This window comes from Cellulosimicrobium sp. SJTW-1, from assembly GCF_047716875.1.
Taxonomy (GTDB): domain Bacteria; phylum Actinomycetota; class Actinomycetes; order Actinomycetales; family Cellulomonadaceae; genus Cellulosimicrobium; species Cellulosimicrobium funkei.
In genome coordinates this window covers 2,019,542-2,045,531 of the sequence record NZ_CP136680.1, presented here as the reverse complement: position 1 = coordinate 2,045,531, position 25,990 = coordinate 2,019,542, and the positions used below count along the sequence as shown (strand labels likewise).

At 74.7% G+C, this 25,990-nt stretch carries 25 protein-coding genes; 2 read left to right on the top strand and 23 right to left on the bottom strand.

Annotated elements, in window-relative coordinates; genetic code table 11:
- Positions 1 to 75 precede the first annotated feature (75 nt).
- From pyrF to RSE42_RS09260, 12 genes are all read right to left on the bottom strand, one after another.
- Positions 76 to 945, bottom strand: a complete 870-nt coding sequence (pyrF, locus tag RSE42_RS09315; protein WP_085387981.1) for an orotidine-5'-phosphate decarboxylase — start codon at positions 943 to 945, stop codon at positions 76 to 78.
- On the bottom strand, positions 942 to 4,313 hold the full coding sequence (gene carB / locus RSE42_RS09310; protein ID WP_034656344.1) for a carbamoyl-phosphate synthase large subunit: 3,372 nt from the start codon (positions 4,311 to 4,313) through the stop codon (positions 942 to 944). Before carB ends, pyrF begins: the two co-directional genes overlap by 4 nt.
- A 2-nt stretch (positions 4,314 to 4,315) precedes the next feature.
- Complete coding sequence (gene carA, locus RSE42_RS09305; protein WP_076404893.1) at positions 4,316 to 5,554, bottom strand: glutamine-hydrolyzing carbamoyl-phosphate synthase small subunit; 1,239 nt, start codon at positions 5,552 to 5,554, stop codon at positions 4,316 to 4,318.
- 44 nt (positions 5,555 to 5,598) lie between these two features.
- The gene (locus tag RSE42_RS09300; protein WP_051028380.1) at positions 5,599 to 6,297 is read right to left on the bottom strand and encodes a hypothetical protein; all 699 of its coding nucleotides are present in this window, start codon (positions 6,295 to 6,297) and stop codon (positions 5,599 to 5,601) included.
- The gene (locus tag RSE42_RS09295; protein ID WP_051028381.1) at positions 6,294 to 7,655 is read right to left on the bottom strand and encodes a dihydroorotase; all 1,362 of its coding nucleotides are present in this window, start codon (positions 7,653 to 7,655) and stop codon (positions 6,294 to 6,296) included. The genes RSE42_RS09300 and RSE42_RS09295 overlap by 4 nt, the downstream gene beginning before the upstream one ends.
- Positions 7,652 to 8,743, bottom strand: coding sequence for an aspartate carbamoyltransferase catalytic subunit (locus tag RSE42_RS09290; RefSeq protein WP_061267283.1), 1,092 nt, complete (start codon positions 8,741 to 8,743; stop codon positions 7,652 to 7,654). Before RSE42_RS09290 ends, RSE42_RS09295 begins: the two co-directional genes overlap by 4 nt.
- Entirely contained in the window at positions 8,740 to 9,423 is a 684-nt protein-coding gene (gene pyrR, locus RSE42_RS09285; protein WP_085387982.1) for a bifunctional pyr operon transcriptional regulator/uracil phosphoribosyltransferase PyrR, read from the bottom strand. The genes RSE42_RS09290 and pyrR overlap by 4 nt, the downstream gene beginning before the upstream one ends.
- Positions 9,424 to 9,602: 179 nt before the next feature.
- Entirely contained in the window at positions 9,603 to 10,022 is a 420-nt protein-coding gene (gene nusB, locus RSE42_RS09280) for a transcription antitermination factor NusB (protein WP_021482611.1), read from the bottom strand.
- Positions 10,023 to 10,055: 33 nt separating this feature from the next.
- The gene (gene efp, locus RSE42_RS09275) at positions 10,056 to 10,619 is read right to left on the bottom strand and encodes an elongation factor P (protein ID WP_021482610.1); all 564 of its coding nucleotides are present in this window, start codon (positions 10,617 to 10,619) and stop codon (positions 10,056 to 10,058) included.
- Positions 10,620 to 10,726: 107 nt separating this feature from the next.
- Positions 10,727 to 11,209, bottom strand: a complete 483-nt coding sequence (locus RSE42_RS09270) for a hypothetical protein (protein WP_206153989.1) — start codon at positions 11,207 to 11,209, stop codon at positions 10,727 to 10,729.
- Positions 11,206 to 11,844, bottom strand: coding sequence for a hypothetical protein (locus RSE42_RS09265; RefSeq protein WP_415298720.1), 639 nt, complete (start codon positions 11,842 to 11,844; stop codon positions 11,206 to 11,208). The genes RSE42_RS09270 and RSE42_RS09265 overlap by 4 nt, the downstream gene beginning before the upstream one ends.
- A 60-nt stretch (positions 11,845 to 11,904) precedes the next feature.
- Positions 11,905 to 12,360 carry a type II 3-dehydroquinate dehydratase gene (locus RSE42_RS09260; protein ID WP_144682696.1) on the bottom strand — a complete coding sequence of 152 codons (456 nt, stop codon included), beginning with the start codon at positions 12,358 to 12,360 and terminating at the stop codon, positions 11,905 to 11,907.
- A gap of 197 nt (positions 12,361 to 12,557) precedes the next feature.
- Between RSE42_RS09260 and RSE42_RS09255 the strand changes: the two genes are divergently transcribed.
- The gene (locus tag RSE42_RS09255; RefSeq protein ID WP_061267279.1) at positions 12,558 to 13,325 is read left to right on the top strand and encodes a glycerophosphodiester phosphodiesterase family protein; all 768 of its coding nucleotides are present in this window, start codon (positions 12,558 to 12,560) and stop codon (positions 13,323 to 13,325) included.
- A gap of 16 nt (positions 13,326 to 13,341) precedes the next feature.
- Here RSE42_RS09255 and aroB read toward each other — a convergent pair whose 3' ends face one another.
- From aroB to aroC, 3 genes are read right to left on the bottom strand one after another with little or no spacing between them, the layout of a single operon-like run.
- On the bottom strand, positions 13,342 to 14,517 hold the full coding sequence (gene aroB, locus RSE42_RS09250) for a 3-dehydroquinate synthase (RefSeq protein WP_415298717.1): 1,176 nt from the start codon (positions 14,515 to 14,517) through the stop codon (positions 13,342 to 13,344).
- The gene (locus RSE42_RS09245; RefSeq protein ID WP_415298715.1) at positions 14,514 to 15,140 is read right to left on the bottom strand and encodes a shikimate kinase; all 627 of its coding nucleotides are present in this window, start codon (positions 15,138 to 15,140) and stop codon (positions 14,514 to 14,516) included. Before RSE42_RS09245 ends, aroB begins: the two co-directional genes overlap by 4 nt.
- A complete protein-coding gene (gene aroC, locus RSE42_RS09240) occupies positions 15,140 to 16,357 on the bottom strand; it encodes a chorismate synthase (protein WP_043658430.1) in 1,218 nt (405 codons plus the stop codon). Before aroC ends, RSE42_RS09245 begins: the two co-directional genes overlap by 1 nt.
- A 168-nt stretch (positions 16,358 to 16,525) precedes the next feature.
- On the opposite strand from aroC, the gene RSE42_RS09235 reads away from it, so the two are divergent.
- Positions 16,526 to 17,236 (top strand): prepilin peptidase, encoded by a 711-nt coding sequence (locus RSE42_RS09235; protein ID WP_415298713.1) that lies wholly within the window; start codon positions 16,526 to 16,528, stop codon positions 17,234 to 17,236.
- 14 nt (positions 17,237 to 17,250) lie between these two features.
- Here the strand turns inward: RSE42_RS09235 and RSE42_RS09230 are convergent, their stop codons facing one another.
- From RSE42_RS09230 to RSE42_RS09195, 8 genes are all read right to left on the bottom strand, one after another.
- Positions 17,251 to 18,129 carry a shikimate dehydrogenase gene (locus RSE42_RS09230; RefSeq protein ID WP_034654987.1) on the bottom strand — a complete coding sequence of 293 codons (879 nt, stop codon included), beginning with the start codon at positions 18,127 to 18,129 and terminating at the stop codon, positions 17,251 to 17,253.
- Positions 18,126 to 19,280 carry an endolytic transglycosylase MltG gene (mltG, locus tag RSE42_RS09225; RefSeq protein WP_034654989.1) on the bottom strand — a complete coding sequence of 385 codons (1,155 nt, stop codon included), beginning with the start codon at positions 19,278 to 19,280 and terminating at the stop codon, positions 18,126 to 18,128. Before mltG ends, RSE42_RS09230 begins: the two co-directional genes overlap by 4 nt.
- Entirely contained in the window at positions 19,277 to 19,813 is a 537-nt protein-coding gene (ruvX, locus tag RSE42_RS09220) for a Holliday junction resolvase RuvX (protein ID WP_232322572.1), read from the bottom strand. The genes mltG and ruvX overlap by 4 nt, the downstream gene beginning before the upstream one ends.
- Entirely contained in the window at positions 19,810 to 22,497 is a 2,688-nt protein-coding gene (alaS, locus tag RSE42_RS09215) for an alanine--tRNA ligase (RefSeq protein ID WP_415298711.1), read from the bottom strand. Before alaS ends, ruvX begins: the two co-directional genes overlap by 4 nt.
- A 66-nt stretch (positions 22,498 to 22,563) precedes the next feature.
- Positions 22,564 to 22,923, bottom strand: coding sequence for a hypothetical protein (locus RSE42_RS09210; protein ID WP_061267271.1), 360 nt, complete (start codon positions 22,921 to 22,923; stop codon positions 22,564 to 22,566).
- The gene (locus tag RSE42_RS09205) at positions 22,923 to 23,321 is read right to left on the bottom strand and encodes a DUF948 domain-containing protein (protein ID WP_034650677.1); all 399 of its coding nucleotides are present in this window, start codon (positions 23,319 to 23,321) and stop codon (positions 22,923 to 22,925) included. The genes RSE42_RS09210 and RSE42_RS09205 overlap by 1 nt, the downstream gene beginning before the upstream one ends.
- A 247-nt stretch (positions 23,322 to 23,568) precedes the next feature.
- The gene (gene rpsD, locus RSE42_RS09200) at positions 23,569 to 24,195 is read right to left on the bottom strand and encodes a 30S ribosomal protein S4 (protein ID WP_021483439.1); all 627 of its coding nucleotides are present in this window, start codon (positions 24,193 to 24,195) and stop codon (positions 23,569 to 23,571) included.
- Positions 24,196 to 24,393: 198 nt separating this feature from the next.
- On the bottom strand, positions 24,394 to 25,887 hold the full coding sequence (locus RSE42_RS09195; protein ID WP_415298708.1) for a replication-associated recombination protein A: 1,494 nt from the start codon (positions 25,885 to 25,887) through the stop codon (positions 24,394 to 24,396).
- Between the last annotated feature and the right edge of the window lie 103 nt (positions 25,888 to 25,990).

Here is a 25,990-nt window from a genome sequence, read left to right as displayed (position 1 = left end):
ACGCGACCGCGGGGCACGACGGCGACCGGGCCGGCACCCGCGAGGGTGCCGGCCCGGTCCCGGGAGGTGCGGGGCTCAGCCGCGCAGGGCCTGCGCCGCCTCGTCCGTGGCGGCGCGGGCCGCCGCGCGCAGCGCGTCCGCGTCCGGCCCGGCGCGCAGCACCCCGCGCGACGACGACGCGAGCACCTGGCGCCGCGCGTCGCCGAACACGGCGGCGAGCTCGGCCGCGCCCGCGCCCTGCGCGCCCACGCCGGGCGCCAGGAGCGGCCCGCGCACGGCCGCGAGGTCCGTGCCGGTGCGCGCCGCGGCGTCCGCGATCGTCGCGCCGACCACGAGCCCGACCGGCCCGAGCGCGTCGCCCGCGGCGACGACCGGGGCGTTCACCTGGGCCGCCTCGCGCGCGACGTGCGCCGCGACGGACTCCACGCCCGCCCCGGCGCCCCGGCGCGCGTGCTGCACCTCGGCGCCCTCGGGGTTCGACGTCAGGCACAGCACGAACAGGCCGCGCCCCGTCTCCAGCGCCGCGTCGACCGCGGGCTGCAGCGACCCGAACCCCAGGTACGGCGACACGGTCAGCGCGTCCGCCGCGAGCGGCGAGCCGTCGCGCAGGTACGCGTCGGCGTACGCGGCCATGGTCGAGCCGATGTCGCCGCGCTTGGCGTCCATGATCGTCAGCGTCCCGGCGGCGCGGGCCGCCGCGAGGACCTCCTCCAGCGCTGCGACGCCGCGCGACCCGTGGCGCTCGAAGAACGCCGACTGCGGCTTGACCGCGGCCACGCGGCCCCCGACCGCCTCGACGACCCGCAGGCCGAACTCGCGCAGCCCGGAGGCGTCGTCGGGCAGGCCCCAGTCCGCGAGCAGGCCCGGGTGCGGGTCGATGCCCACGCACAGCGGCCCGTGGTCCGCCGTCGCCGCCGCGAGGCGCGCGCCGAAGCCCGCGCTCACGCGCCCACCCGCTCCGCGGCGGGCGCGGGCAGCTCGACGCCGTCGGTCAGCCCCTCGCCCGCCATGTGCTCCTGGAGGCTCGCGACCGCGAACGGCCCGGCGAGGACGGCCTCGATGCCCTGCACCGCGGCGGCGAGCTGGTCGACCGTCGTGGCGATCGGCTTGTCGGCCGCCGTCGTGGCCGCGCGGATCTCGTAGCCGTCGGCGCGCGCGCCCTGCCCGGACGGCGTGTTGATGACCATGTCCACCTCGCCGGCCGTGATGAGGTCGACGATCGTCGGCTCGCCGTCCGCCCCGCGACCCGCGGAGAACTTGCGCACCACGCGCGACGCGATGCCGTTGCGGCGCAGCACGCTCGACGTGCCGTCCGTCGCGAGGATCTCGAACCCGAGCTCCGCGAGCCGCTTGACCGGGAAGACGATCGAGCGCTTGTCGCGGTCGGCGACGGAGACGAACACGCGGCCCGACGTCGGCAGCCCGCCGAACGCGGCGGCCTGCGACTTGGCGAACGCGTGCGGGAAGTCGCGGTCGAAGCCCATGACCTCGCCCGTCGAGCGCATCTCCGGACCGAGCACCGTGTCGACCACGACGCCGTCCGCGGTGCGGAAGCGCTTGAACGGCAGGACCGCCTCCTTGACCGCGATCGGCGCGTCGAGCGGGAGCGTGCCGCCGTCGCCCTCGGCGGGCAGCACGCCCGCGGCGCGCAGCTCGGCGATCGACTCGCCCGCCATGACGCGCGCCGCAGCCTTCGCGAGCGACGTGCCCGTCGCCTTCGAGACGAACGGCACCGTGCGCGACGCACGGGGGTTGGCCTCCAGGACGTAGAGCACGTCGGAGACGAGCGCGTACTGGACGTTGAGCAGGCCGCGCACGCCGACGCCCTTCGCGATGGCCTCGGTCGAGCGGCGGATGCGCTCGATCTCCTGCTCCGAGAGCGACACGGGCGGCAGGACGCACGCCGAGTCGCCCGAGTGGATGCCCGCCTCCTCGATGTGCTCCATCACGCCGCCGAGGAAGAGCTCGGTGCCGTCGTAGAGCGCGTCGACGTCGATCTCCATGGCGTCGTCGAGGAACCGGTCGATGAGCAGCGGCGCGGGCAACGTCCCGGCCGTGCGGTCCTCCGCCGCGGCCGCCACGAGGGCGCGCTCGACGTAGCCCGTGAGTTGCTCGGCCGAGTACACGATCTCCATGCCGCGACCGCCGAGCACGTAGGACGGGCGCACGAGCACCGGGTAGCCGATGCCGGCCGCGACGTCCTTCGCCTCGTCCAGCGAGCGCGCCGTGCCGAACGCCGGGGCGGGCAGGCCCGCCTCGACGAGCACGCGGCCGAACTCGCCGCGGTCCTCCGCGGCGTCGATCGCCTCGGGGCTCGTGCCGAGGATCGGCAGGCCGGCGTCCGCGAGGCGCTGCGCGAGCGCGAGCGGCGTCTGACCGCCGAGCTGGACGATGATGCCCTTGACCGGTCCCGCGGCGAGCTCCGCCTGGTAGACCTCGAGCACGTCCTCGAACGTCAGCGGCTCGAAGTAGAGGCGGTCGGACGTGTCGTAGTCGGTCGAGACCGTCTCCGGGTTGCAGTTGACCATGACCGTCTCGTAGCGCTCGCGCAGCGTGAGGGCCGCGTGCACGCACGAGTAGTCGAACTCGATGCCCTGGCCGATGCGGTTCGGGCCCGAGCCGAGAATGATCACGGCCTCGCGCTCGCGCGGGGCGACCTCGGTCTCCAGGTCGTACGACGAGTAGTGGTACGGCGTGCGGGCGGCGAACTCGGCCGCGCACGTGTCGACCGTCTTGTAGACGGGCCGGACGCCGAGCGCGTAGCGGACCTCGCGCACGGTCGCCTCGCCCGCCGGGCCCATGCCGCGCAGGCGCGCGACCTGCGCGTCGGACAGGCCGTGCTTCTTCGCCTCGCGCAGCACGTCCTCCGTGAGCGCGGGCGCGTCGGCGACGGCCGCCGCGACCTCGTTGACCAGCTGGATCTGGTCGAGGTACCACGGGTCGATCTTCGTGGCCTCGAACACCTGCTCCACGCTCGCCCCGGCGCGCAGCGCCTGCTGGACGCCGATGATCCGGTTCTCCGTGGGGCGCGCGATGCGCACGAGCAGCTCGTCGAGCTCCGCGCCGGAGACGGGCTCGCCGTCCCAGTGGAAGACCGAGCCGCCCTTGTCGATCGAGCGCAGCGCCTTGCCGAGCGCCTCGGTGAAGTTGCGCCCGAGCGCCATCGCCTCGCCGACCGACTTCATGGTCGTCGTGAGCGTCGGGTCCGCGGCCGGGAACTTCTCGAACGCGAACCGCGGCACCTTGACGACCACGTAGTCGAGCGTCGGCTCGAACGAGGCCGGCGTGACCTGCGTGATGTCGTTGGGGATCTCGTCGAGCGTGTAGCCGACGGCGAGCTTCGCCGCGATCTTCGCGATGGGGAACCCGGTCGCCTTGGACGCGAGCGCGGACGACCGCGAGACGCGCGGGTTCATCTCGATGACGATGACGCGGCCCGTGTCCGGGTCGACGGCGAACTGGATGTTGCAGCCGCCCGTGTCGACGCCGACCTCGCGGATGACGGCGATGCCGATGTCGCGCAGCTTCTGGTACTCGCGGTCGGTGAGCGTGAGCGCGGGCGCGACCGTGATCGAGTCGCCCGTGTGCACGCCGACGGGGTCGACGTTCTCGATCGAGCACACGACCACGACGTTGTCGTTCTTGTCGCGCATGAGCTCGAGCTCGTACTCCTTCCAGCCGAGGATCGACTCCTCGAGGAGCACCTCCGTCACCGGGGAGTAGTGCAGGCCCTGGCCGACGATGCGGCGCAGCTCGTCCTCGTCGTACGCGAAGCCCGAGCCGAGGCCGCCCATCGTGAACGACGGGCGCACGACCATCGGGTAGCCGAGGTCGCCCGCGGCCGCGATCGCCTCGTCGACCGTGTGGACGATGACCGAGCGCGCGGACTCGCCGCCGCACGTCTCGACGACGTCCTTGAACTGCTGACGGTCCTCGCCCTTCTGGATCGCCGCGATGTTCGCGCCGATGAGCTCGACACCGTACTCGGCGAGGACGCCCGCCTCGTCGAGCGCGATCGCCGCGTTGAGCGCCGTCTGACCGCCGAGCGTCGGCAGCAGCGCGTCGGGGCGTTCCTTGGCGATGATCGACGTGAGGACCTCGGTCGTGATCGGCTCGACGTAGGTCGCGTCGGCGAACTCGGGGTCGGTCATGATCGTCGCCGGGTTCGAGTTCACGAGGACGACCCGCAGGCCCTCCTCCTGGAGCACGCGACACGCCTGGGTGCCGGAGTAGTCGAACTCGCACGCCTGGCCGATGACGATCGGGCCGGACCCGATGACCAGGACGCTGGAGATGTCGGTTCTGCGAGGCACGGTCAGCTCTCCTTGGTGGTCTGCTCGACGGCGTCGGAGCCCGCGCCCGCCGCGCCGGCGGCGCGACGCGACGTCATGAGCTCGACGAAGCGGTCGAAGAGGTACGCGGCGTCGTGGGGGCCGGCCGCGGCCTCGGGGTGGTACTGGACGGAGAAGGCGGGCAGGTCGAGGCACTCGAGCCCCTCGACCACCTGGTCGTTGAGCCCGACGTGGGACACGACGACGCGCCCGTAGCGGCCGCCGTCGTGCGGGGCAACGGACTCGCCGTCGAGCGGCGCGTCGACCGCGAACCCGTGGTTGTGCGCCGTGACCTCCACCTTGCCGGTGCGGCGGTCCATGACGGGCTGGTTGATGCCGCGGTGGCCGTAGGCGAGCTTGTACGTGCCGTAGCCGAGCGCGCGCCCGAGGATCTGGTTGCCGAAGCAGATGCCGAAGAACGGCGTGCCGCGGTCCAGGACGTCGCGCAGCAGCTCGACCTCGTGGGTCGCGGCGCTCGGGTCGCCCGGGCCGTTGGAGAAGAAGACGCCGTCGGGCGCGTACGCCTCGATGTCCGCGATCGTCGAGGCCGCGGGCACCACGTGCACGCGCACGCCGCGCTGGGCGAGACGCTGGGGCGTCATCGACTTGATGCCGAGGTCCACGGCGACGACGGTAGCGACGGGCTCGCCGTCCGGCGTCGTGCCCTCGAAGGGCTCGACGACGTACGCCGTGTCGGTGCTCACCTCGCGGGCGAGGTCGGCGCCGGCCATCGCGGGCGCCGCCTTCACCTCGGCCACGAGGTCCTCCACGGTGCGCGGGTAGCCGTCGCGCACGAGCGCGTCGCCGGAAAAGATGCCCGCGCGCATCACGCCGAGCTCGCGCAGGTGGCGCGTGAGGGCGCGCGTGTCGACGTCGCTGATGCCGACGACGCCCTGGGCCGCGAGCTCCTCGTCGAGGGTGCGCTGCGCGCGCCAGCTCGACGCGCGACGGGCCGCGTCGCGCACGACGTACCCGGCGACCCAGATCTTGCCGGACTCCGGGTCCTCGTCGTTGACGCCCGTGTTCCCGATGTGGGGGGCCGTCATGACGACGATCTGCCGGTGGTAGGAGGGGTCGGTGAGGGTCTCCTGGTAGCCGGTCATGCCGGTGTTGAAGACGATCTCGCCGACGGTCGTGCCGCGCGCGCCGTACGCGCGGCCGGGCTGCACGGTGCCGTCCTCGAGGACGATCAGGGCCCGGTCGGGGGCGGGTGCGCCGGTCACCGAGGTGACTGCGGTCGGTGAGCTCACTGCGTTCGCTGAGGCGGTCAAGGTGCTTCCTCGTCGTTCTCGTCGGTGCCGGGTGCCGCGCTCTCGCGCGTCGGCGCCGGGCCGTCCTGGTCGGTGGGTGCGTCGGTGGCGCTGCTCGGCGCCCCGGTTCGTCGTTCGCGGGTGCCGTCGCCGCCCGCGTCCCGGGGGCGGCCGGCGAGGTCGCGCACGGCCTCCAGGAGACGCGGGACGTCGTGGTCGTGGCGCGGCATGAGGCCGGTGTCGAGCCGCACCTCGGGGTGCGGCGGGGCCTCGGGGGCGTCGGCCGGGACCGGCTCGGCGGGGACGGACCACGTCACCACGACGATGGCTTCCTTCCCGACGAACTTCCCCGCCATGCCCGGGGTGAGCGCCACGTCCTCGACGGCCGCGGCGGGGACCCACACGTCGTCGGCGCCGCGGCGCGCGACGTGCAGGCCGGCGTCGTGCACGGTGACCTGGGCCTGCGCCCGGTCGCCGAGGCCGTGGGCGCCGACGCGCGCGAGCCAGTCGCCCGCGAGCGTGCTCGACACGTACAGCGCGTCGAGCGGGCCGAGCACGACGCCGCCGCGCGCGGCCTCCGCCGGCACGGCGGGCGGCGTCGGGACGAAGCCCGCGGAGCGGCGCACGAGCCGGCGACGGCCGACGAGCACGAGCGTCAGCAGGACGACGCCGAGCACGATCCAGATCCCGGCCGCGACGGGCTGCGGCAGGTTCACGCCCCCACCCCCCGACCGGCCGCGACCGCCTCGACGGGCGCGCCGTCGAGCACGGTGGCCCGGCCCCGCAGGAACGTCGCGACGACCGCACCGGGCAGCTCGCGGCCCTGGAAGGGCGTGTTGGTGCTCGCGGTGGCCTGCCCGGCCCCGTCGACCACGCGCCGCGCGGCCGGGTCGACGAGCGTGACGTTGGCAGGCTCGCCGACCTCGAGCGGGCGGCCCTGGGCGCGCTCCCCCGTGTCGATGCGGCCGATGCGCGCGGGCGCGCTCGACAGCACGCGAGCGACGTCGGCCCACGTCATGCGGCCCGTGTCGACCATGGTCTGCTGCACGACGCTCAGCGCCGTCTCGAGGCCCGTCATGCCGAACGCGGCCGCGGCCCACTCGCAGTCCTTGTCCTCGCGCGCGTGCGGCGCGTGGTCGGTCGCGACGATGTCGATCGTGCCGTCGGCGAGGCCCTCGCGCACCGCCTCGACGTCCGCGGCCGTGCGCAGCGGCGGGTTGACCTTGAACGTCGGGTCGTAGCCGCGCGCCAGGTCGTCCGTGAGCACGAGGTGGTGCGGCGTGACCTCGGCCGTGACGTCGATCCCGCGGCCCTTGGCCCAGCGGACGATCTCGACCGAGCCGGCGGTCGAGAGGTGGCACACGTGCAGGCGCGAGCCCACGTGCTCCGCGAGGAGCACGTCGCGCGCGATGATCGCCTCCTCGGCGACCGCGGGCCAGCCCGCCAGGCCGAGCTCCGCCGACACGACGCCCTCGTTCATCTGGGCGCCCTCGGTGAGGCGAGGCTCCTGCGCGTGCTGGGCGACGACGCCGTCGAACGCCTTGACGTACTCGAGGGCGCGGCGCATGAGGATCGGGTCGTCGACGCACTTCCCGTCGTCCGAGAACACCCGCACGCGGGCCGCGGAGTCGGCCATCGCGCCGAGCTCGGCGAGCTGCTCGCCCGCGAGCCCGACGGAGACGGCGCCCACGGGGTGCACGTCGACCCAGCCCGCGTCGCGCCCGAGACGCCACACCTGCTCGACGACGCCCGCGGTGTCCGCGACCGGGGTCGTGTTCGCCATCGCGTGCACGGCCGTGAAGCCGCCCGCCGCCGCGGCGCGGGTGCCGGACGCGATCGTCTCGGCGTCCTCGCGCCCCGGCTCGCGCAGGTGGGTGTGCAGGTCGACCAGCCCGGGCAAGGCGACGAGGCCCGTCGCGTCGACGACGACGGTGCCGTCGTCGTCCGCGGCGCGCGCGGCGCCGACCGGGGCGAGCTCGGCGACCACGCCGTCCGCGAGGACGAGGTCGACGGGGTCGCCGCCCAGCGGGCGCGCGCCGCGCAGGACGTACGTGGTGGTTGCGGCGCTGCTCACGAGGCGGAGACCCTTTCGACGGCGGGGACGGGCTGGGCGGAGGGCAGGGGCGCGGCCGACGCCGCGGCGTCGGCCTCGTCGCTGCCCGCGAGGAGGAGGTAGAGCACGGCCATGCGCACGGCGACGCCGTTCGCGACCTGCTCGACGATCACCGCGCGCGGCGAGTCCGCCGCCTGCGCGGAGATCTCGAGGCCGCGGTTCATGGGGCCGGGGTGCAGGACGACGGCGTGCTCGGCGAGGAGCCCGAGGCGCCGAGCGTCGAGCCCGTACTTGCGGCTGTACTCGAGCGGGTTCGGGAAGAAGGCCCCGCCCCCCGCGCCGGCGCCGCTCATGCGCTCGCGCTGCACGCGCAGCATCATCACGGCGTCGGGGCCGCCGTGCGCCGTGTCTCCCGCGAGGGCCGCGTCCAGGTCGTAGGAGACCTCGCACGGCCACGTCTGGACGCCGACCGGCAGGAGCGTGGGCGGCGCGACGAGCGTCACGCGGGCCCCGAGCGTGTGCAGCAGGTGGACGTTCGAGCGCGCGACCCGCGAGTGCAGCACGTCGCCGACGATCGCGACGTGGCGCCCGTCGAGGCCCGCGCCGCGCGCCGCGGCGTCGTCGGGACCGCTCGCGCCCGGCGACGTCAGGCCCGTCCCGGTGAGGTGGCGGCGCAGCGTGTACGCGTCGAGGAGCGCCTGCGTCGGGTGCTGGTGCATGCCGTCGCCCGCGTTGACCACGGCCGCGTCGAGCCAGCCCGCGTGCGCGAGCAGGTGCGGGGCGCCCGACGCCTGGTGCCGCACGACGACCGCGTCCGCACCCATCGCCTGGAGCGTCAGCGCGGTGTCCTTGAGCGACTCGCCCTTGGACACGCTCGACCCCTTGGCCGAGAAGTTGATGACGTCCGCGGACAGCCGCTTCGCGGCGGTCTCGAAGGAGATGCGCGTGCGCGTGGAGTCCTCGTAGAAGAGATTGACGACCGTGCGACCGCGCAGCGTCGGGAGCTTCTTGATCTCGCGGGACTGCGTCGCGGCCATCTGGGCGGACGTGTCGAGGATGCGGATCGCGTCGGCACGCCCGAGGTCCTGGGTCGAGAGCAGGTGCCTCATGCGCGGGCCTCCCCGTCCTCGGAGGAGCCCGGCTGCGCAGCAGCGGGCCGGATGACCACCGCGTCGGCGGACGCGTCGCCCGCCGCGGGAGCGCCGTCGATCTCGGCGAGGCGCACGCTCACGCGCTCGGACGTCGACGTGGGCAGGTTCTTGCCCACGAAGTCGGGGCGGATCGGCAGCTCCCGGTGGCCGCGGTCGACGAGCGCCGCGAGCTGCACCGCGCGCGGGCGGCCGAGGTCGCTGATCGCGTCGAGCGCGGCCCGGATCGTGCGGCCGGAGTACAGGACGTCGTCGACGAGGACCACGACCTTGCCGTCGATCCCCGACGCGGGCAGGCGCGTCGCGCCGATCGTGCGCGTCGGGTGACGGTGCAGGTCGTCGCGGTACATCGTCACGTCGAGCTCGCCGACGATCGCGTGCGGGTCGGGCGCGCCGTCTGCCTCGATCGCGGCGAGACGCTCGGCGAGCCGGGCCGCGAGCGGGACGCCGCGCGTCGGGATGCCGAGGAGGACGAGGTCGTGGGCTCCCTTGTTGCGCTCCACGATCTCGTGGGCGATGCGCGTCAGCGCGCGGGAGATGTCCGCCGCCGTGAGGACGACGGTCCCGGCGGTCGGACCCGTCTCGGGGTCGGACCCCGGCCGGGGTGCGGATGGTGTGGGCACAGCAGCGCCAGAGCTCATGTCCGGCGACCTCCTTCCCCGCCTCACAGGACGGGCCTTAAAGGATGTCTGACGGTCACCCACCCTACCGCCGGTGGTCCGGCGGCCGGGTGCGCGTCCCGCCCGGTGGGACGCGGCGTCGGTCACACCCGTGACCGACGCCGCGCGAGGCGGCGCCCGGCCGCGGCCGGGCGCCGCGGTCAGGCCGTGATCGTCGGCTTCATCTCGACGATGCGCGCGAGCAGCCCGTTGACGAACGACGGCGAGTCGTCGGTCGACAGGGAGCGCGCGAGGTCGACGGCCTCGTCGATCGCGACGACGTCCGGGACGTCGTCGTTGAAGAGGATCTCCCAGCCGCCGATGCGCAGCAGCGCCCGGTCGACGGCGGGCATGCGCTCGAGCGTCCACCCGTGGGAGTACGTCTCGAGCAGCTCGTCGATGCGCTCGCGGTGGGCGAGCACGCCCTCGACGATGTCGACCGCGTACTGCGGCAGCGCGGTCTGCGCCGTCCCGGGGTCGGCGACGCGCTCCGCGAGGAGGGTCGTCGGGTCCACGTGACGCTGCTCCGCCTCGAAGAGGACGTCGAGCGCGCGCTTGCGCGCCTTGGTGCGTGCGGCCATGTCAGTCCGTCGTCTGTCCGTCGGTGCCGGCGGTCAGTCGTTCACGCGGCCGAGGTACGACCCGTCACGCGTGTCGACCTTGACCTTGGTGCCCTGCTCGAGGAAGAGCGGGACCTGGATCTGCGCGCCCGTCTCGAGCGTCGCGGGCTTGGTGCCGCCCGTCGAGCGGTCGCCCTGCAGGCCCGGCTCGGTGTACGTGATCTCGAGGACGACCGAGGCGGGCAGCTCGATGTAGAGCGGCTGGCCGTCGTTCGACGCGATGAGCACGTTCTGGTTCTCGAGCATGTAGTCCTTGGCGTCGCCGACGATCTCGGCGCCGACCGTGATCTGGTCGTACGTCGAGGTGTCCATGAACACGTAGTCCGCGCCGTCCTGGTACAGGTACTGGAAGTCACGGCGGTCGACGTTGGCGGTCTCGATCTTGAGGCCGGCGTTGAACGTCTTGTCGATCGTCTTGCCCGTCATGACGTTCTTGATCTTGGTGCGGACGAACGCGCCACCCTTGCCGGGCTTGACGTGCTGGAACTCGATCACGGTCCACAGCTGGCCGTCGAGTCGCAGCACGGTGCCGTTCTTGATGTCGTTGGTGGTCGCCACGTTCGTCTTCCTGTCGGAGGGTCAGCGGTCCCGTCGACGCGCTGCCGCGTGCCGGGACGGCACGACGGGGCCACGAGAGCGGGATGCGGAAATGGGCCTTGACGATCTTACCGGAGCGCGGCGAGGACCGCGTTCGCCACGACGCCCAGGGTCGCCGCCCAGCACATCGAGGCGAGCGTCCCGATGACGAAGCGCTCCGACGCGACGGGGTGCTCGCGCAGCTCGGGGTAGCGGCCCAGGCCCTTGATCGCGACGACGAAGGCGATGCCGCCCGGCTCGCCCGCGAGGAGGCAGCCCGTGATCGCGAACCGCTCGAGGATCCCGATCCACGTCCCACCGCGCAGGGCCTTGACGGCCTCCGTGCCGATCGGTCCCGTCGTCGGAGGGGGCGGCGGGGGCACCGGGACGGCCGCCGGGTCTGCCGGGGCACCGCGCCGCGGCCGGCCGGCGCGGCCCGGGGCGGCAGAGCCGCCCGCGCGCGCCGCCGCGCGCAGGACCCCCTGGGTCACGGGGCCGCCGCCGAGGACGCTCGCGGCGAGCGCGACCACCCAGACGAGCACCACGAGCACGACCGTCACCGGGTCCGTCACGCCTTCTCCTCCTGCCGATCCGCCGGCGGCCCCTCGTGGAGCTCGCCCAGCAGCCTCGCGACCACGGGCCGCGCCGCCGCCTCCTCGGGCCACAGCGCGGTGCGCAGCCGCTGGCTGACCGCTTGCTCGGACACGCCGAGCGCGCGAGCCACATCCTTCTGGGTCCCACCCACACGCGCCAGCGCGTCGACAGCCTCCCACCCGGGCGCGGTGCGCCGGTCCACGACCGCCGCGAGGAGGCGCAGGAGCGCCTCGACCTCCGCGGCGCGCGTCGCGGGCTCCCCGCGGACGGCGACGGGCGCCGTGGCCGCGCGCGACTTCGCCTGCTCGACCGCCTCGCGGGCCCGCACGAACGCCGTGCCCGACGCCTCGCGCGAGACCGCGGGCAGCGGCTCGTCGACCGGCCCGACGCCGAGGCCGACGCTCCAGCCGCCGTCGCGCAGGAGGTCGAGCACGACCTCGACGACGACCTCCGGGTCGTCGAGGACGCCCTGGACCTCGTCGCCGACCGTCCGCGCGAACGGGACGACGACGCCGCCGCGGCCTGCCAGCATCTCGTCGAGGCGCGCGAGCACCTGGGGGACGCGGTCGGGGCGACCGGTGCTCCCCCGCTGGTCGACGGTCAGCACGTACATGACATCAAGGCTAGACCCTTGTTCGTCGACCATCAAGCCCGGAGGCTTGATCGGAGCAGATCAAGCCTGGGTGGACCGAAGGCGAGCCGCGACGGCCTCCAGCGCGAGCCGGTAGGAGTCGAACCCGAAGCCCGCGACCGTGCCGGTCGCGACCGCCCCCACGACGGAGTGGCTGCGGAACGCCTCGCGCGCCGCCGGGTTGCTGAGGTGGACCTCGACCAGCAGCAGGCCGGACGTCGTGACCTGCGCGGCGGCGTCGCGCACCGCGTAGGAGTAGTGCGTGAACGCGGCCGGGTTGAGCACGACGTGGGCCCGCGCGTCGACGGCCTCGTGCAGCCAGCCGACGAGCTCGGACTCGTCGTCGGTCTGCCGCACGTCGACGGCGAGGTCCAGCGCGCTCCCCCACGTCGTCGCCGACTCGCGGAGGTCCGCCATCGAGGCCGAGCCGTAGATCTCCGGCTCGCGCACGCCGAGCCGGCCGAGGTTGGGTCCGTTGAGGACGAGCACGCGTTCCATGGCGCCCGAGCCTAGCCGTGCCGGAGCGAGCGACGGCGACACGTCCGGGGCCGCTCCCGACGGGCGACGGACCACGGCCTCGGGCAGGCTGGCGGGGTGACCTTCAGCGCTGCCCGTCCCCGACCTCCGGCACGGCACCCGCACCTGCGCTCCGCGCCCGTCCCCGCATCGTCCGGCGGGCGTCCGCGGACAGCAGCATGAGCGCGACGCGCTACCTCGACGCCCCGTTCGCGGCGCTCGCGCACCGCGGCTTCTCGCGCGACGGCCTGGAGAACTCGATGGCGGCGTTCGCGGCGGCCCGCGAGCTGGGGCTCCGGTACGTCGAGACGGACGCGCACGCGACGTCGGACGGCGTCGCGGTGGCGCTCCACGACGCCTCGCTGGACCGGACGACCGACGCGCGCGGCCTGGTCGCCGACCTGCCGTGGCGCACGGTGCGCACCGCCCGGATCGGCGGCCGGGAGCCGGTGCCGTCGCTGGAGGACGTCCTCGGGACGTGGCCGGACCTGCGGGTGAACGTCGACGTCAAGTCGGCCGCGGCGGCCGAGCCCGTCGCGCGCGCGATCGAGCGCACGCGCGCGCACGACCGCGTGTGCGTCGCGTCGTTCGCCGCGTCGCGGCGGGAGGCGACCGTGGCGCGGCTCTCGCGCCCCGTGACCGTGTCCGGCGCGCGAGGCGCGGTGGTGGGCATGCTGCTCGCAGGGCGGGCGCGCGCGGACGCGCTCGCCCGCCTCGCGGCCCGCTCGGTCGACTGCCTCCAGGTCCCGGTGCGCGAGGGCTGGGTCCGGGTCGTGGACTCGGCGTTCGTGCGGGCCGCGCACCGGGCCGGCGTCGCGGTGCACGCCTGGACGGTCAACGACGCGCCGACGATGCACCGGCTGCTCGACCTCGGGGTCGACGGCATCGTCACCGACCGCTCGGACGTGCTGCGCGACGTGCTCCGCGGACGAGGGCTCTGGGCCTGACCCTGCCGGGGATCCGTCAGAGGGCGATCGGCCCGCGGCCCACCGGGGCGTCCGCCGCGATCTCGGCGTAGGCCGCGGCGAGGAGCGTCGGGTCCGGGCCCTCGAGGCGCGTCGGGCGGGCGACGTCGTCGAGCACCACGAAGCGCAGGAGGTCGCCGCGCGACTTCTTGTCGCGGCGCATGGCGGACAGCAGCTGCTCCCACCGGTCGCCCCGGTAGGTGAGGGGCAGCCCGAGCGAGCCGAGGATCGCGCGGTGGCGGTCGACGACGGCGTCGTCCAGCTTCCCGGCGAGGCGCGAGAGCTCGGCGGCGAACACCATGCCGACGGAGACGGCCGCTCCGTGGCGCCACTGGTAGCGCTCGGTGAGCTCGACGGCGTGGCCCAGCGTGTGGCCGTAGTTGAGGATCTCGCGCAGCCCGGCCTCCTTGAGGTCCTCCCCCACGACGCGCGCCTTGACCGCGACCGAGCGCTCGACGAGCTCGGCGACGACGGCCCAGGTCTCGTCCGTCGTCGGCCGGGTGCCCCACGCGGCGAGCGCGTCGGCGTGCGCCTCGACGAGCTCGAGGATGCGCTCGTCCGCGATGAACCCCGTCTTGACGACCTCCGCGAGCCCCGCGACGAAGTCCCAGCGCCCGAGCGACTCCAGGGCCGCGAGGTCGCACAGGACGCCCGCCGGCGGGTGGAACGCGCCGACGAGGTTCTTGCCCTCGGCGGTGTTGATGCCGGTCTTGCCCCCGACCGCGGCGTCGACCATCGCGAGGAGCGTCGTCGGCACGTGCACCACGCGGATGCCGCGCAGCCACGTCGCGGCGACGAAGCCGCCGAGGTCCGTGGTCGCACCGCCGCCGACCGTGACGACCGCGTCCGTGCGCGTGAAGTCCAGCTGCCCGAGCACGCCCCAGAGGAACGCGGCGACCTGAGCGGTCTTGGCCTCCTCGGCGTCCGGCACCTCCGCGACGTATGCCTCGTAGCCCGACGCCTTGAGGTCCTCGTGGACGACCTCGGCGGTCGCGGCGAGGGCCGCGGGGTGCACGACGAGCACCCGGCGCACCGAGTCGCCGAGCATCGCGGGCAGCTCGCCGAGCAGGTGGCGCCCCACGACGACGTCGTACGGCTGCTCGCCCGCGACCCGCACGCGCGTCGGCGCGGCGGCGGCCGGGTCCTGGGCGGGGGTGGTGGCGTCGGGGGTCACGCGTTCTCCTGTTCGACCGGGGTGCCGGCGGGGTCGGCCGGCGCGGGTGCGGGCGTCGTGCGCCCCGGGGTGCCGGGCGCGACGTCGCCCGCGAGGTGCCCGCGGATCTCGCGCGCGACCTGGGCGGGCGTGCGCGCGTCGGTGACGACGTGCAGCGTCGAGACCCGCTCGTAGACGGGCCGACGCGCCTCCATGAGGGCGGCCCAGCGCGCCCGCGGGTTGCCGAGCAGGAGCGGGCGCGCCTGGTTGAGGCCGACGCGCGGCGCGGCGTGCGCGAGGCTCACGTCGAGGAACACGACCGTCCCGCCCGCGGCGACGTACGCCGCGAGCGCGGTCTGCGTGTGCTCGTCGAGCACCGCGCCGCCGCCCAGGGCGAGGACGCCGTCGTGCGTCGCGAGCGCGGTCGTCACCGCCTCGCGCTCGAGCTCGCGGAAGTGGGGCTCGCCGTGGTCGACGAAGATGTCCGCGACCGGCTTCCCGGCCGTGGTCTCGACGTCGACGTCCGTGTCGCGCTGCGCGAGGCGGAGCAGCTCGGCCAGGTGGCGTGCGACGGTCGACTTCCCGCTGCCGGGCGGGCCGACCAGCACGACGACCGGGCGGGTCCCCGGGGCGACGGGCGTCATCAGCGCTGCAGCTCGGGGATCGCGGCGAGGTACGCCTCGGCGTTCCGGCGGACCTCCGCGACGGAGTCGCCGCCGAACTTCTCGAGCGCCTGCTCGGCGAGCACGAGCGCGACCATCGCCTCGGCGACGACCGCCGCGGGCGGGACCGCGCACACGTCGGAGCGCTGGTGCTGGGCCTTGGCGACGTCGCCGGTGACGACGTCGACCGTCGCGAGCGCGCGCGGCACCGTCGAGATCGGCTTCATGGCGGCGCGCACGCGCACCACCTCGCCGTTCGACATGCCACCCTCGACGCCGCCGGCGCGGTTGCTGCGACGGTGGATGCGGCCGTCGGCGCCGCGCTCGATCTCGTCGTGCGCGGCGGACCCGCGGCGGCGCGCGGTGCGGAAGCCGTCGCCGACCTCGACGCCCTTGATCGCCTGGATCCCCATGAGGACGGCGGCGAGGCGCGCGTCGAGGCGACGGTCGCTCTGCGCGTAGGTGCCCAGGCCCGAGGGGACCCCGTACGCGAGCACCTCGACGACGCCGCCGAGGGTGTCGCCCGCCTTCTGGCACTCGTCGATCTCCGCGACCATGGCCGCGGCGGCGTCGGGGTCGAAGCAGCGGACCGGGTCCGCGTCGAGCGCCGTGACGTCGTCGGGGCCGGGCACCGGCGCGTCCTCGGGGACCTCGACCGGCCCGATGGCGACGACGTGCGACACGAGCCGGACGCCGAGCGCCTGCTCGAGGAACTTCGCCGCGGCCGTGCCGAGCGCGACGCGCGTCGCCGTCTCGCGCGCCGAGGCGCGCTCGAGCACGGGGCGCGCGTCCTCGAAGCCGTACTTGCGCATGCCGACAAGGTCGGCGTGCCCCGGGCGGGGCCGGGTGAGCGGGCGGTTGCGCGCGATCTCCCGGACGTCGCCCGTCCCGGCGTCGACGAGCAGGGCCTCGGGCGGCACCGGGTCGGACGACATGACGTCGACCCACTTGGGCCACTCGGAGTTCGCGATCTCGATGGCCAGCGGCCCGCCCTGGGTCACGCCGTGGCGCAGGCCGCCGAGGACGCGCAGCTCGTCCTGCTCGAACTTCTGCCGCGAACCGCGGCCGTACCCGAGGCGGCGGCGCGCGAGCGCGGCGCGCACGTCGTCCGTCGTGAGCTCGACGCCCGCGGGCAGCCCGTCGAGGATCCCGACCAGGGCCTCACCGTGCGACTCACCCGATGTCAACCAACGCAGCATGATCGCCATCCTCCCACGTCGGCGCGCCCGTCCCGGCGGGCGCCCGCAGTACGGACCGACGGCGGTCGAGGGCTGCTGAGCTGACGCCGCGGCCCGCGCCGTGCCCGCCGACGCGGCGGTCTGTGGACGACGACGTCCCACGTCGCCGCGCGCGCTACGGTGCCGCGCATGGTCCAGCAGGGGGACGGGACGAGGCACGCCGCGGCATCGCTCCGCGGGTCGGGTGACGACGAACCGGACGAGGCGCGGGCGGCCGTCGTGACCGCGGACGCGCCGAGGTCGTGGGGACGACGCCGTCGCGCCGACCTCGCCCGCGAGCTCCGGGTCGCGGGCCGGGCGGGTGGAGCGCTCGCGCTGCTCGCGGCGCTGGCCGCGGCGTGGTGGTCGGGCCCGTCGTGGGCGACGCCCGCCCTCGTGGTCGTCGCCGCGGCCGGTGCGCTGCTCGCCGTGGTCGACGCACGCACCTATCGCCTGCCGGACGTGATCGTGCTCCCGACGGGGGTCGCGGTCGTCGTGCTGCTCGCGGTCGCGTCGCTCGCGGCGGGCGACGGGGAGCCGCTCGTCCGCGCGCTCGCCGGGGGCGTCGTGGGCTTCTGCGCCTACGCCGCGCTGCGGCTCGCGCACCCGCCCGGGCTGGGGTTCGGCGACGTGAAGCTCGCCGGCACGCTCGGCACCCCGCTCGCGTGGCTGGGGTGGGCCGAGCTCGTCGCCGGGCTCCTCCTGCCGTTCCTGCTCGGCGGGGCGTGGGCGCTCGGGCTGGTGATCTCGCGGCGCGCTCGCCGCGACACCGCGGTGGCCTTCGGCCCCTTCATGGTGCTCGGCGCGGGCGTCGCTGCCGGCTGGGGGCAGACGACGACCGGCGCGGTCCTCGGCGGCTGAGCGCCCCGGCGGGCTCAGACCGGGGCGCCGAGCGCGGAGCCGAGCGCGCGGTCCATCGTCGCCAGCGGCGCCGTCCTGCCCGTCATGAGCCGCACCTGCTCGGCCGCCTGGTGCAGGAGCATGCGCTCGCCGCCGACGACGGTGCCGCCGCCCGCGGTCCAGGCGACGGACAGCGCGGTGGGCCGGGGGTCGTAGACGACGTCGAGGAGGACCCCGCCGGGCGTCGCCCCGGCCCGGGACAGCGCGTCCGCCACCGGGTCGGCGGCACGCGACGGCAGGGTCGCAACGACGGCGTCCGTGCCGGCGAGGCGGTCGAGGAGCGCGGGCGACGCCGGGTCCAGCACCTCGAACCGCGGCTCGACGCCCATCCGGTGCGCGGCGCGCTGGAGACTGCCCGTGCGCCCGAGCGAGCGCACGAGGACGGTCGGCGCCGCGCAGCCCAGCTGCGCGAGCGCGGCGAGCGTCGAGGCGGCGGTCGCCCCGGCGCCCAGCACGACGGCGGAGCGCACCTCCCGCTCACCCAGTCCTTCGCGCAGCGCCGCCACGAGGCCGTGCACGTCGGTGTTCGTCCCGACGAACGTCGGTCGCGTCCCGCCCGTGGGCTGCACCACGAGCGTGTTGACCGCCCCGACGACGTTCGCGAGCGGGTCGACGTGGTCCAGCAGCGGGATCACGGCGTGCTTGAGCGGCATGGTGAGGCTCAGACCCGCCCACGAGGCGTCGAGGCCGTTGACGAAGGCCGGGAGCTGCTCCTCGGTCGTGTCGATCGCCTCGTACGACCACCCGTCCAGCCCGAGCGCGTCGTACGCGGCACGGTGCAGCACCGGGGACAGCGAGTGCGCGACGGGGTGACCGAGGACGGCCGCCCGTCGCGGCGGGCGCGTCGCGCTCACCCCTCGTTCTCCTCCAACCACTGCCGGTACTCCTGCTTGAACTGCTCGAACTCCGCGTACTTGTCGGTGAACTTCGTCTCTCCGGTGTCCAGGTTCACGGTGACGTACCAGAGCCACGGACCCTCCGGCGCGTTGAGGACGGCCTCGACGCTCTCCCGGCTCGGGCTCCCGATCGGGGTCGGGGGCAGCCCCTTGTGGACGCGCGACGCGTACGGGAGGTCGGGATTCTGGAACTCCTCGGTCGTGATCTGGCCGGCCGGCTTGCCCAGCCCGTAGACGTCGATCGCGTCCATGCCGAGCGGCATGCCGTCCTCGATGCGGTTGTAGATCACTCGAGCGACCTTCTGCCGCTGCTCCGCGTTCTTGCCCTCCCACTCGACGATCGACGCCATCGTGAGCACTTCTTGGAAGCGCTCGGGCGCGACGCCGAGCTCGGCGAGCTCGCTCGTGGTCTGGCTCACCATGCCCTGGATGATCCCCGTGGCGGTGACGTCGCCCGGCTCGAGGACGTACGTCGTCGGGTAGAGCCAGCCCTCGTAGTTGCCGTTCGCCTCGGCGGGCAGCCCCGTGGCGGCGGTGTCGGCCATGGCCGCCTCGAACTCCGCGACGGAGATTCCCGTGACGGAGGACGACCGCTCGAGGATCTGCTTGACGGTGTAGCCCTCGGGGATCGTGATCTTCGTCTCGACGCGCGAGTCGTTCGCCACGAGACGCGCGACGGCGTCCTTCGCGGACATCCCGAGGAGCAGCGTGTGCGTGCCCGGCTGGATCTTGCCGGCGTTCGGGTTCTCCTCGAACGCGCTGGCGAACGCCGCGGAGCTCGCGACGACGCCCGCCTCGGTGAGCACGGCCCCCATGTCGCGGCCCGTGGACCCGGGCTCGATCACGACGTCGACGGGCTCGGTCCCCGGGCCGTCGAAGTCCTTCGCCTCGAGCGGGTTCGCGAACCCGAAGAGGTCGGAGGCGTTGTTGAGCAGGAGGTAGCCCGCTCCGCCCACCACGAGGAGCGAGACGAGCAGGACCACGAGGGCCCGGCGGCGCCGGCGCTGGCGTCGCTTCTTCGCGGCCCGGCGCGCGCGCTGCTCGGCGCGCGAGGAGCGCGCGGGCTGCTGCTCGCCCTGGACTGCGGGCCGTTCGAACAGGTCGGTCACGGTCGGTGGTCTCCTGTCGGGTCTACAGGTTCTCCGGCGCGCACCCCCGCGCCCCGCTCGGCCTCGAGAGCGGATTGCAGAATGATAACGGCGGCGGCCTGGTCGACGACGCTCCGGTGCTTGCGCCCGGCGCGTCCCGACGCGTGCAGCGCCTGGTGGGCGCTGACGGTCGTCATCCGCTCGTCGACGAGGTGCACCGGCACCGGTGCGACGACGCGAGCCACCGCACCAGCGTACGCCCGCGCGCCCTGGGCGGCGGCGCCCTCCCCGCCCGAGAGGTGCCGCGGCAGGCCCACGTACACGACCTGGGCGTTGCGCTCGTCGACCTCGGCCGCGATGCGGGCGACGTCGGCGGGGACCGCCGCGCCGCCGCGGGTGTCGCGCGCGAGGGTCTCGACGGGGGTCGCGACGAGCCCGTCGGGGTCGCTCGCAGCCAGGCCGACGCGGACGCTGCCCACGTCGACGCCGAGGCGCGCCCCCCGCGGGAGGGGGGCGCGCCCGTCGTCGGCGGGCTGCACGGGCAGGCCGGTCACGCGCCGGCCGCGGCGCCGTCGCGCACGCCCCGGAGGGCGGCGGGCAGCGCGGACACGTCCGTGCCGCCGCCCTGGGCCATGTCGTCCTTGCCGCCGCCCCCGCCGCCGAGCGTCTGGGCCGCGGCCTTGGCGAGCACGCCGGCGCGCAGCCCGGCCGCGCGCGCGGAGGCGTTCGTCACGACGACGACCTGCGGGCGGCCCTTGGCGACGCCGCCGACGGCGACGACCGCAGGCTCCGCCTCGCCGAGCCGGCCGCGCACGTCGAGCGCGAGCGCGCGCAGGTCGTCCGCGGACGCGACCTCGCCGGCGTCGTGCACGACGACGCGCGTGCTGCCCACGAGCTCCGCCCCGGCGGCGAGCGCGCCGGCCGCCGCGAGGAGCTGGGCCTGCCGGAGCTGGGCGAGCTCCTTCTCTGCGTCGCGCAGGCGCGACACGAGCGTGCTCACGCGGTCGGGCAGCTCCTCGGTCCGCACGTTGAGCAGGCCCGTGAGCTGGCCCACGAGCGCGTGCTCCTTCGCCTGGAAGCCGTACGCGCCGTCCCCGACGAGCGCGTCGACGCGCCGCACGCCCGAGCCGATCGACGACTCGCCGAGCAGCGTGACGAGACCGAGCTGGCCCGTGCGCTGCACGTGCGTGCCCGCGCAGAGCTCGCGCGACCAGTCGCCGCCGATGGAGACGACACGCACCGTGTCGCCGTACTTCTCGCCGAACAGCGCCATCGCCCCCAGGGCGCGCGCCTCGGTGATCGGCATGAGCTGGTCGGTGACCTCGAGGTTCTCCTGGAGCTGGGTGTTGACCCGCTCCTCGATCTCCGAGAGCGCGCCCGAGGGCACGGCGGACGAGCGGCGGAAGTCGAAGCGGATGCGGCTGGGCGCGTTCTCCGACCCGGCCTGCGTCGCGTCCTTGCCGAGCGACTCCTGGAGCGCCTTGTGGATCATGTGCGTCGCCGAGTGGGCGCGGCTGATCGCCTTGCGGCGGTCGCGGTCGATCGTCGCGGTTCCGGGGTCGCCGAGCGCCGCGGTGCCCTCGACCAGGCGGCCGCGGTGCACCGACAGGCCCTTGATGGGGCGCTGCACGTCGTCGACCTCGATGGTCGCGCCGCCGTCGAGCACGATCGTGCCGTGGTCGGCGAGCTGGCCACCGGCCTCCGCGTAGAACGGGGTGCGGTCGAGCACGACCTCGACGTCCGCCGGGGCCGTCGCGGCCGGGGCGGGGACGCCGTCGACCAGCAGGCCGGCGACGCGCACCGCCGCGGACGACTCGGTGTACCCGAGGAACTCCACGGGCGCCGCGAGCTCGGACGCGAGCGACTCGTACGCGGCCGTGTCGACGCCGCCGGAGCGCTTCGCGAGCGCGTCGGCGCGCGCCCGCTGGCGCTGCTCGGTCATGAGCGCGCGGAACGCCTTCTCGTCGACCTGGACGCCCTGCTCGGCGGCCATCTCGAGCGTGAGGTCGATCGGGAAGCCGTAGGTGTCGTGCAGCGCGAACGCCTGGTCGCCGCCGAGCAGCGGCGTCCCGCCCGAGCCGGCCGCGGCCTTCGCCCGCGACACGGCGGTGTCGAGGATCGTCGTCCCGGCCGTGAGCGTGCGACGGAACGCGTCCTCCTCGGTGTAGGCGACGTCGGAGATGCGCGCGAAGTCCGTCGCGACCTCCGGGTACGACGGCGCCATCGCGTCGCGGCTCACCGGGAGCAGCGCGGGCATGGCGCGGTCCTCGACGCCGAGCAGGCGCATCGCGCGCACCGAGCGGCGCAGCAGACGGCGCAGCACGTAGCCGCGGCCCTCGTTGGACGGGCGCACGCCGTCGCTCATGATCATGAGCGCCGAGCGGACGTGGTCGGCCACGACGCGCATGCGGACGTCGTCCTCGTGGTTCGCGCCGTAGCGCTTGCCCGAGAGCGCCTCGGCCGCGGTGATGACGGGGAACACCTCGTCGATCTCGTAGAGGTTGTCCTTGCCCTGGAGCAGGTAGGCGACGCGCTCCAGGCCCATGCCCGTGTCGATGTTCTTGCGCGCGAGCTCCGAGACGATCCGGAACTCCTCCTTGGACTTCACGTCGTCGATCGCGTACTGCATGAAGACGAGGTTCCAGATCTCCAGGTAGCGGTCCTCGTCGACGACGGGGCCACCCTCCTGGCCGAACTCGGGACCGCGGTCGATGTAGATCTCCGAGCACGGGCCCGCGGGGCCGTGCTGGCCCGTGGACCAGTAGTTGTCCTTCTTGCCGCGGGCCTGGATGCGCTCGTCCGGCAGGCCGGCGATGCGCTTCCAGAGCTGCCGCGCCTCGTCGTCGTCGTGGTAGACGGTGACCCACACGCTCTCGGGGTCGAAGCCGTACTTCCCCTCCTCGCGCGCGCCCGTGACGAGGTCCCAGGCGTAGGTGATCGCGCCTTCCTTGAAGTAGTCCCCGAACGAGAAGTTGCCGTTCATCTGGAAGAACGTGCCGTGACGCGTCGTCTTGCCGACCTCGTCGATGTCGAGGGTGCGCACGCACTTCTGGACGCTCGTCGCGCGGTCCCACGGCGGGGTCTGCTCCCCCGTCATGTACGGGATGAACGGGACCATGCCCGCGATGGTGAACAGCGTGGACGGGTCCGGGGAGACGAGCGACGCCGACGGCACGACGGTGTGGTCGCGGTCGGCGAAGTAGTCGAGCCAGCGCTTGCGGATCTCGGCGGTGCGCATGATGTCCTTCGGAAAGAGGTCGGTGGTCGTGCGGGGTGGTGCGGTGGGCGCCGCGGGCTCGGCGTCCTAGAAGGAGTAACCGAGCAGGTCCTCGACGTCGTCCGTGTCGTCGAAGGCGTCCCGGTCGGCGCCGGCGGGGCGCGCGTGGCGTCCGGCCGCGCGACGCGCGCGGACGGCGTCCGGGTCCTCCTGGCCCTCGGCGAGCAGCGCCGCCATGAGCTCCTGCTCGCGGGCGTCGCGCGCGAGCGCAAACTCCGTGCGGAAGTCGCGGGCGATCTCGACGACCTTCTCGCCGAGGCCGTTCACCTGCTCCGTCGCCTGGTCCACGAGCGACGCCGGCGCGTAGCGCGCGAGGACCTTCTTGCCACGCACGACGACCACGACCGTGATCGCGACCCCGACGCCGATCCAGAAGACCCGGCGCATCAGCGCGACCCCTCGGCGCGGCTCGCGGAGCTGCCCGACGACCGCCGGCCGCCGAACGAGCGCGCGGCAGCCTGGCGCACGCCGTACGTGAACGCCGCGACCTTGACCAGCGGCGCACCGAACGTGGCGGCGTACAGGCCCGTGAGCGCGGAGACGTTCTCGCTCACCTGGGCGGCCGACGTGGTGATGGTGTCGACCTTGACGAGCTGGCTGTTCGTCGTGGCGACGGTCGTCGCGGCCTCGTCGAGGATCGGCACCGAGTGGTCGGTGACCTCCTTGATGCTCGCGCGCGCCTCGTCGAGCACGCGGCCGAGCTTGAGGAGCGGCACCGCGAGCAGGCCGACGAGCAGCACGAACGCGACGGCTGCGATGAGGCCGGCCACATCTCCCAGGGACATTCTTCCTCCAGTGCCAGTCACGGTGCCGCGGGCGCGGCACCCGCGCGCCGTGCGCGCGGGACGGTCGTCGCCGCGGGCTCCTCGCGGACGTACCCACGGCTCCGCGAAACACTACCCGCACCAGGGCGGGGACCGTCGTCGGGCACGGCGCGACGGCGCCCTCGCGGGGACGGGCCGGCGCACCGGCCCGGACGCACGAACGCCCCGCTCGCCGACGAAGCGGTGAGCGAGGCGTCCGGAGCGGGACTCAGCGAGCGTAGTACTCGACGACGAGCTGGACCTCGCACTGCACGGGGACCTCGGCGCGCTTCGGGCGACGCGTGAGCACCGCGCTGAGCTTCTCGAGCTGGACGTCCAGGTAGCCCGGGACGGCCGGCAGCACGTCGCGGTGCGCGCCCGCGGCCGCGACCTGGAACGGCGTCGTCGCCTGGCTCTTCGGCTTGACCTGGAGGGTCTGGCCGGGCTTCACGCGGAACGACGGGCGGTCCACGATCTTGCCGTCGACGAGGATGTGGCGGTGCGTGACCGCCTGGCGCGCCTGCAGGATGGTGCGGGCGAAGCCGGCGCGGAGCACGAGGGCGTCGAGACGCATCTCGAGGTTCTCGACGAGCGCCTCACCGGTCAGGCCCTTGTCCTTGCGGGCGTCCTCGTACGCACGCGCGAGCTGCTTCTCGCGGAGCATGTACTGGGCGCGCAGACGCTGCTTCTCGCGGAGACGGACCGCGTAGTCCGACTCGGTGCGGCGGCGGGCGCGGCCGTGCTCACCCGGGGGGTACGGGCGCTTCTCGAAGTGCTTGACGGCCTTCGGGGTGAGGGCGATGCCCAGGGCGCGGCTCAGGCGGACCTGGCGGCGCGAGCGCTTGACAGACGTCACAGCGGTATCTCATTCCTGTCGTTCGGGTTCTGACGTCACACCTGGTCCCGAGAACCGGGTCCGGGTGCGGGACCAGCCGATGGACCGCGCGCTCCACCGTGAGGAGGGGCGAGGGGTCGGGGCCGAGGTCCCAGGTGGTCGCCGCGAAGGCAACCTGAGAAGTCTACCGCACGTGGGGCGCCGTGGTCCCCGCCCTCGTCAGCGCGCGGGGCCGTCCTGGTCGAGGATGTCGCGGATGCGCCCGAGGCGCTCCGTGACCTGCCGCTCGTACCCGCGGTCCGTGGGCGTGTAGTACCGCGATCCGACGAGGGAGTCCGGCAGGTACTGCTGCGCCGCGACGCCGTGCGGCGCGTCGTGCGCGTACCGGTAGCCCGCGCCGTGCCCCAGCTGCTTGGCGCCCGGGTAGTGCGCGTCGCGCAGGTGCGGCGGGACGGACCCCGCCCTCCCGGCCCGCACGTCCGCGAGCGCTGCGTCGATCCCGAGGTAGGCGGCGTTCGACTTGGGCGCGGTCGCGAGGTGCACGACCGCCTCGGCGAGGACGATGCGTCCCTCGGGCATGCCGATGAGCTGGACGGCCTGGGCGGCGGCGACGGCGGTCTGCAGCGCCGAGGGGTCGGCCATGCCGACGTCCTCCGCGGCGGCGATGACGATGCGGCGGGCGATGAAGCGCGGGTCCTCCCCGGCCGCGATCATGCGGGCGAGGTAGTGCAGCGAGGCGTCGACGTCGGAGCCGCGCATCGACTTGATGAACGCGGACACGACGTCGTAGTGCTGGTCGCCGTCGCGGTCGTACCGCACGGCGGCGACGTCGACGGCGCGCTCGACCGCGTCGAGGTCGACGGGCACCGGCGGGGGGCCGGCGTGGGACGTGCCGACCGCCGCGCCCTCGGGGAGCGCGGCGTCGTCGTCGGCCGGGACGGCCGTCGCGGGCACGGGCGCCGGGGCGTCGGACAGCGCGGCGCCCGCGGCGGCCTCGAGCACGGTGAGCGCCTTGCGCGCGTCGCCGCCCGCGAGGCGCACGAGGTGGTCCTCGGCCTCGTCGGTGAGCGCGACGAGGCCGCCCAACCCTCGCTCGTCGGCGACGGCGCGCCGCACGAGGGCGCGGACGTCGTCGTCCCCGAGGGGCTGGAGCGTGAGCAGGAGCGAGCGGGAGAGCAGGGGCGAGTTCACGGAGAAGCTCGGGTTCTCCGTGGTGGCCGCGACGAGCGTGACCCAGCGGTTCTCGACGCTGGGCAGGAGCGCGTCCTGCTGGGACTTGGAGAAGCGGTGCACCTCGTCGATGAACAGGACGGTCTCCTCGCCGCCGGTGGCGAGGCGGCGCCGGGCGTCCTCGACGACGGTGCGCACGTCCTTGACGCCCGCGGTGACGGCGGAGAGCTCGACGAAGCGGCGGCCGGAGGCGGTCGCGATGAGGTAGGCGAGCGTCGTCTTCCCGGTGCCGGGCGGGCCCCAGAGGATGACGGAGCCGGGTGCGGCGCGGCCGCCGGACGCGTCGCTCTCGCTGCCGGACCGGATGAGCCGCCGCAGGGGCGAGCCGGGCACGAGGAGGTGGGACTGGCCCGCGACCTCGTCGAGGGTGGCGGGGCGCATGCGCACGGCGAGCGGGGCCCCCGGTCCGGGTCGCGGCGTGCCCTGCGCGCCGGACGTGGCGGCACCGAAGAGGTCGCCGCCGAAGAGATCACCGGTGGACATGGCTCGAGCCTACGCACCGCCGCCCACGCGGCGGTGCCGGGTCGAGGAGGTCGGGTGAACGTCCGGCCCCGGGGCGTGGGGGATCTGACACGCGGCGCGGGCG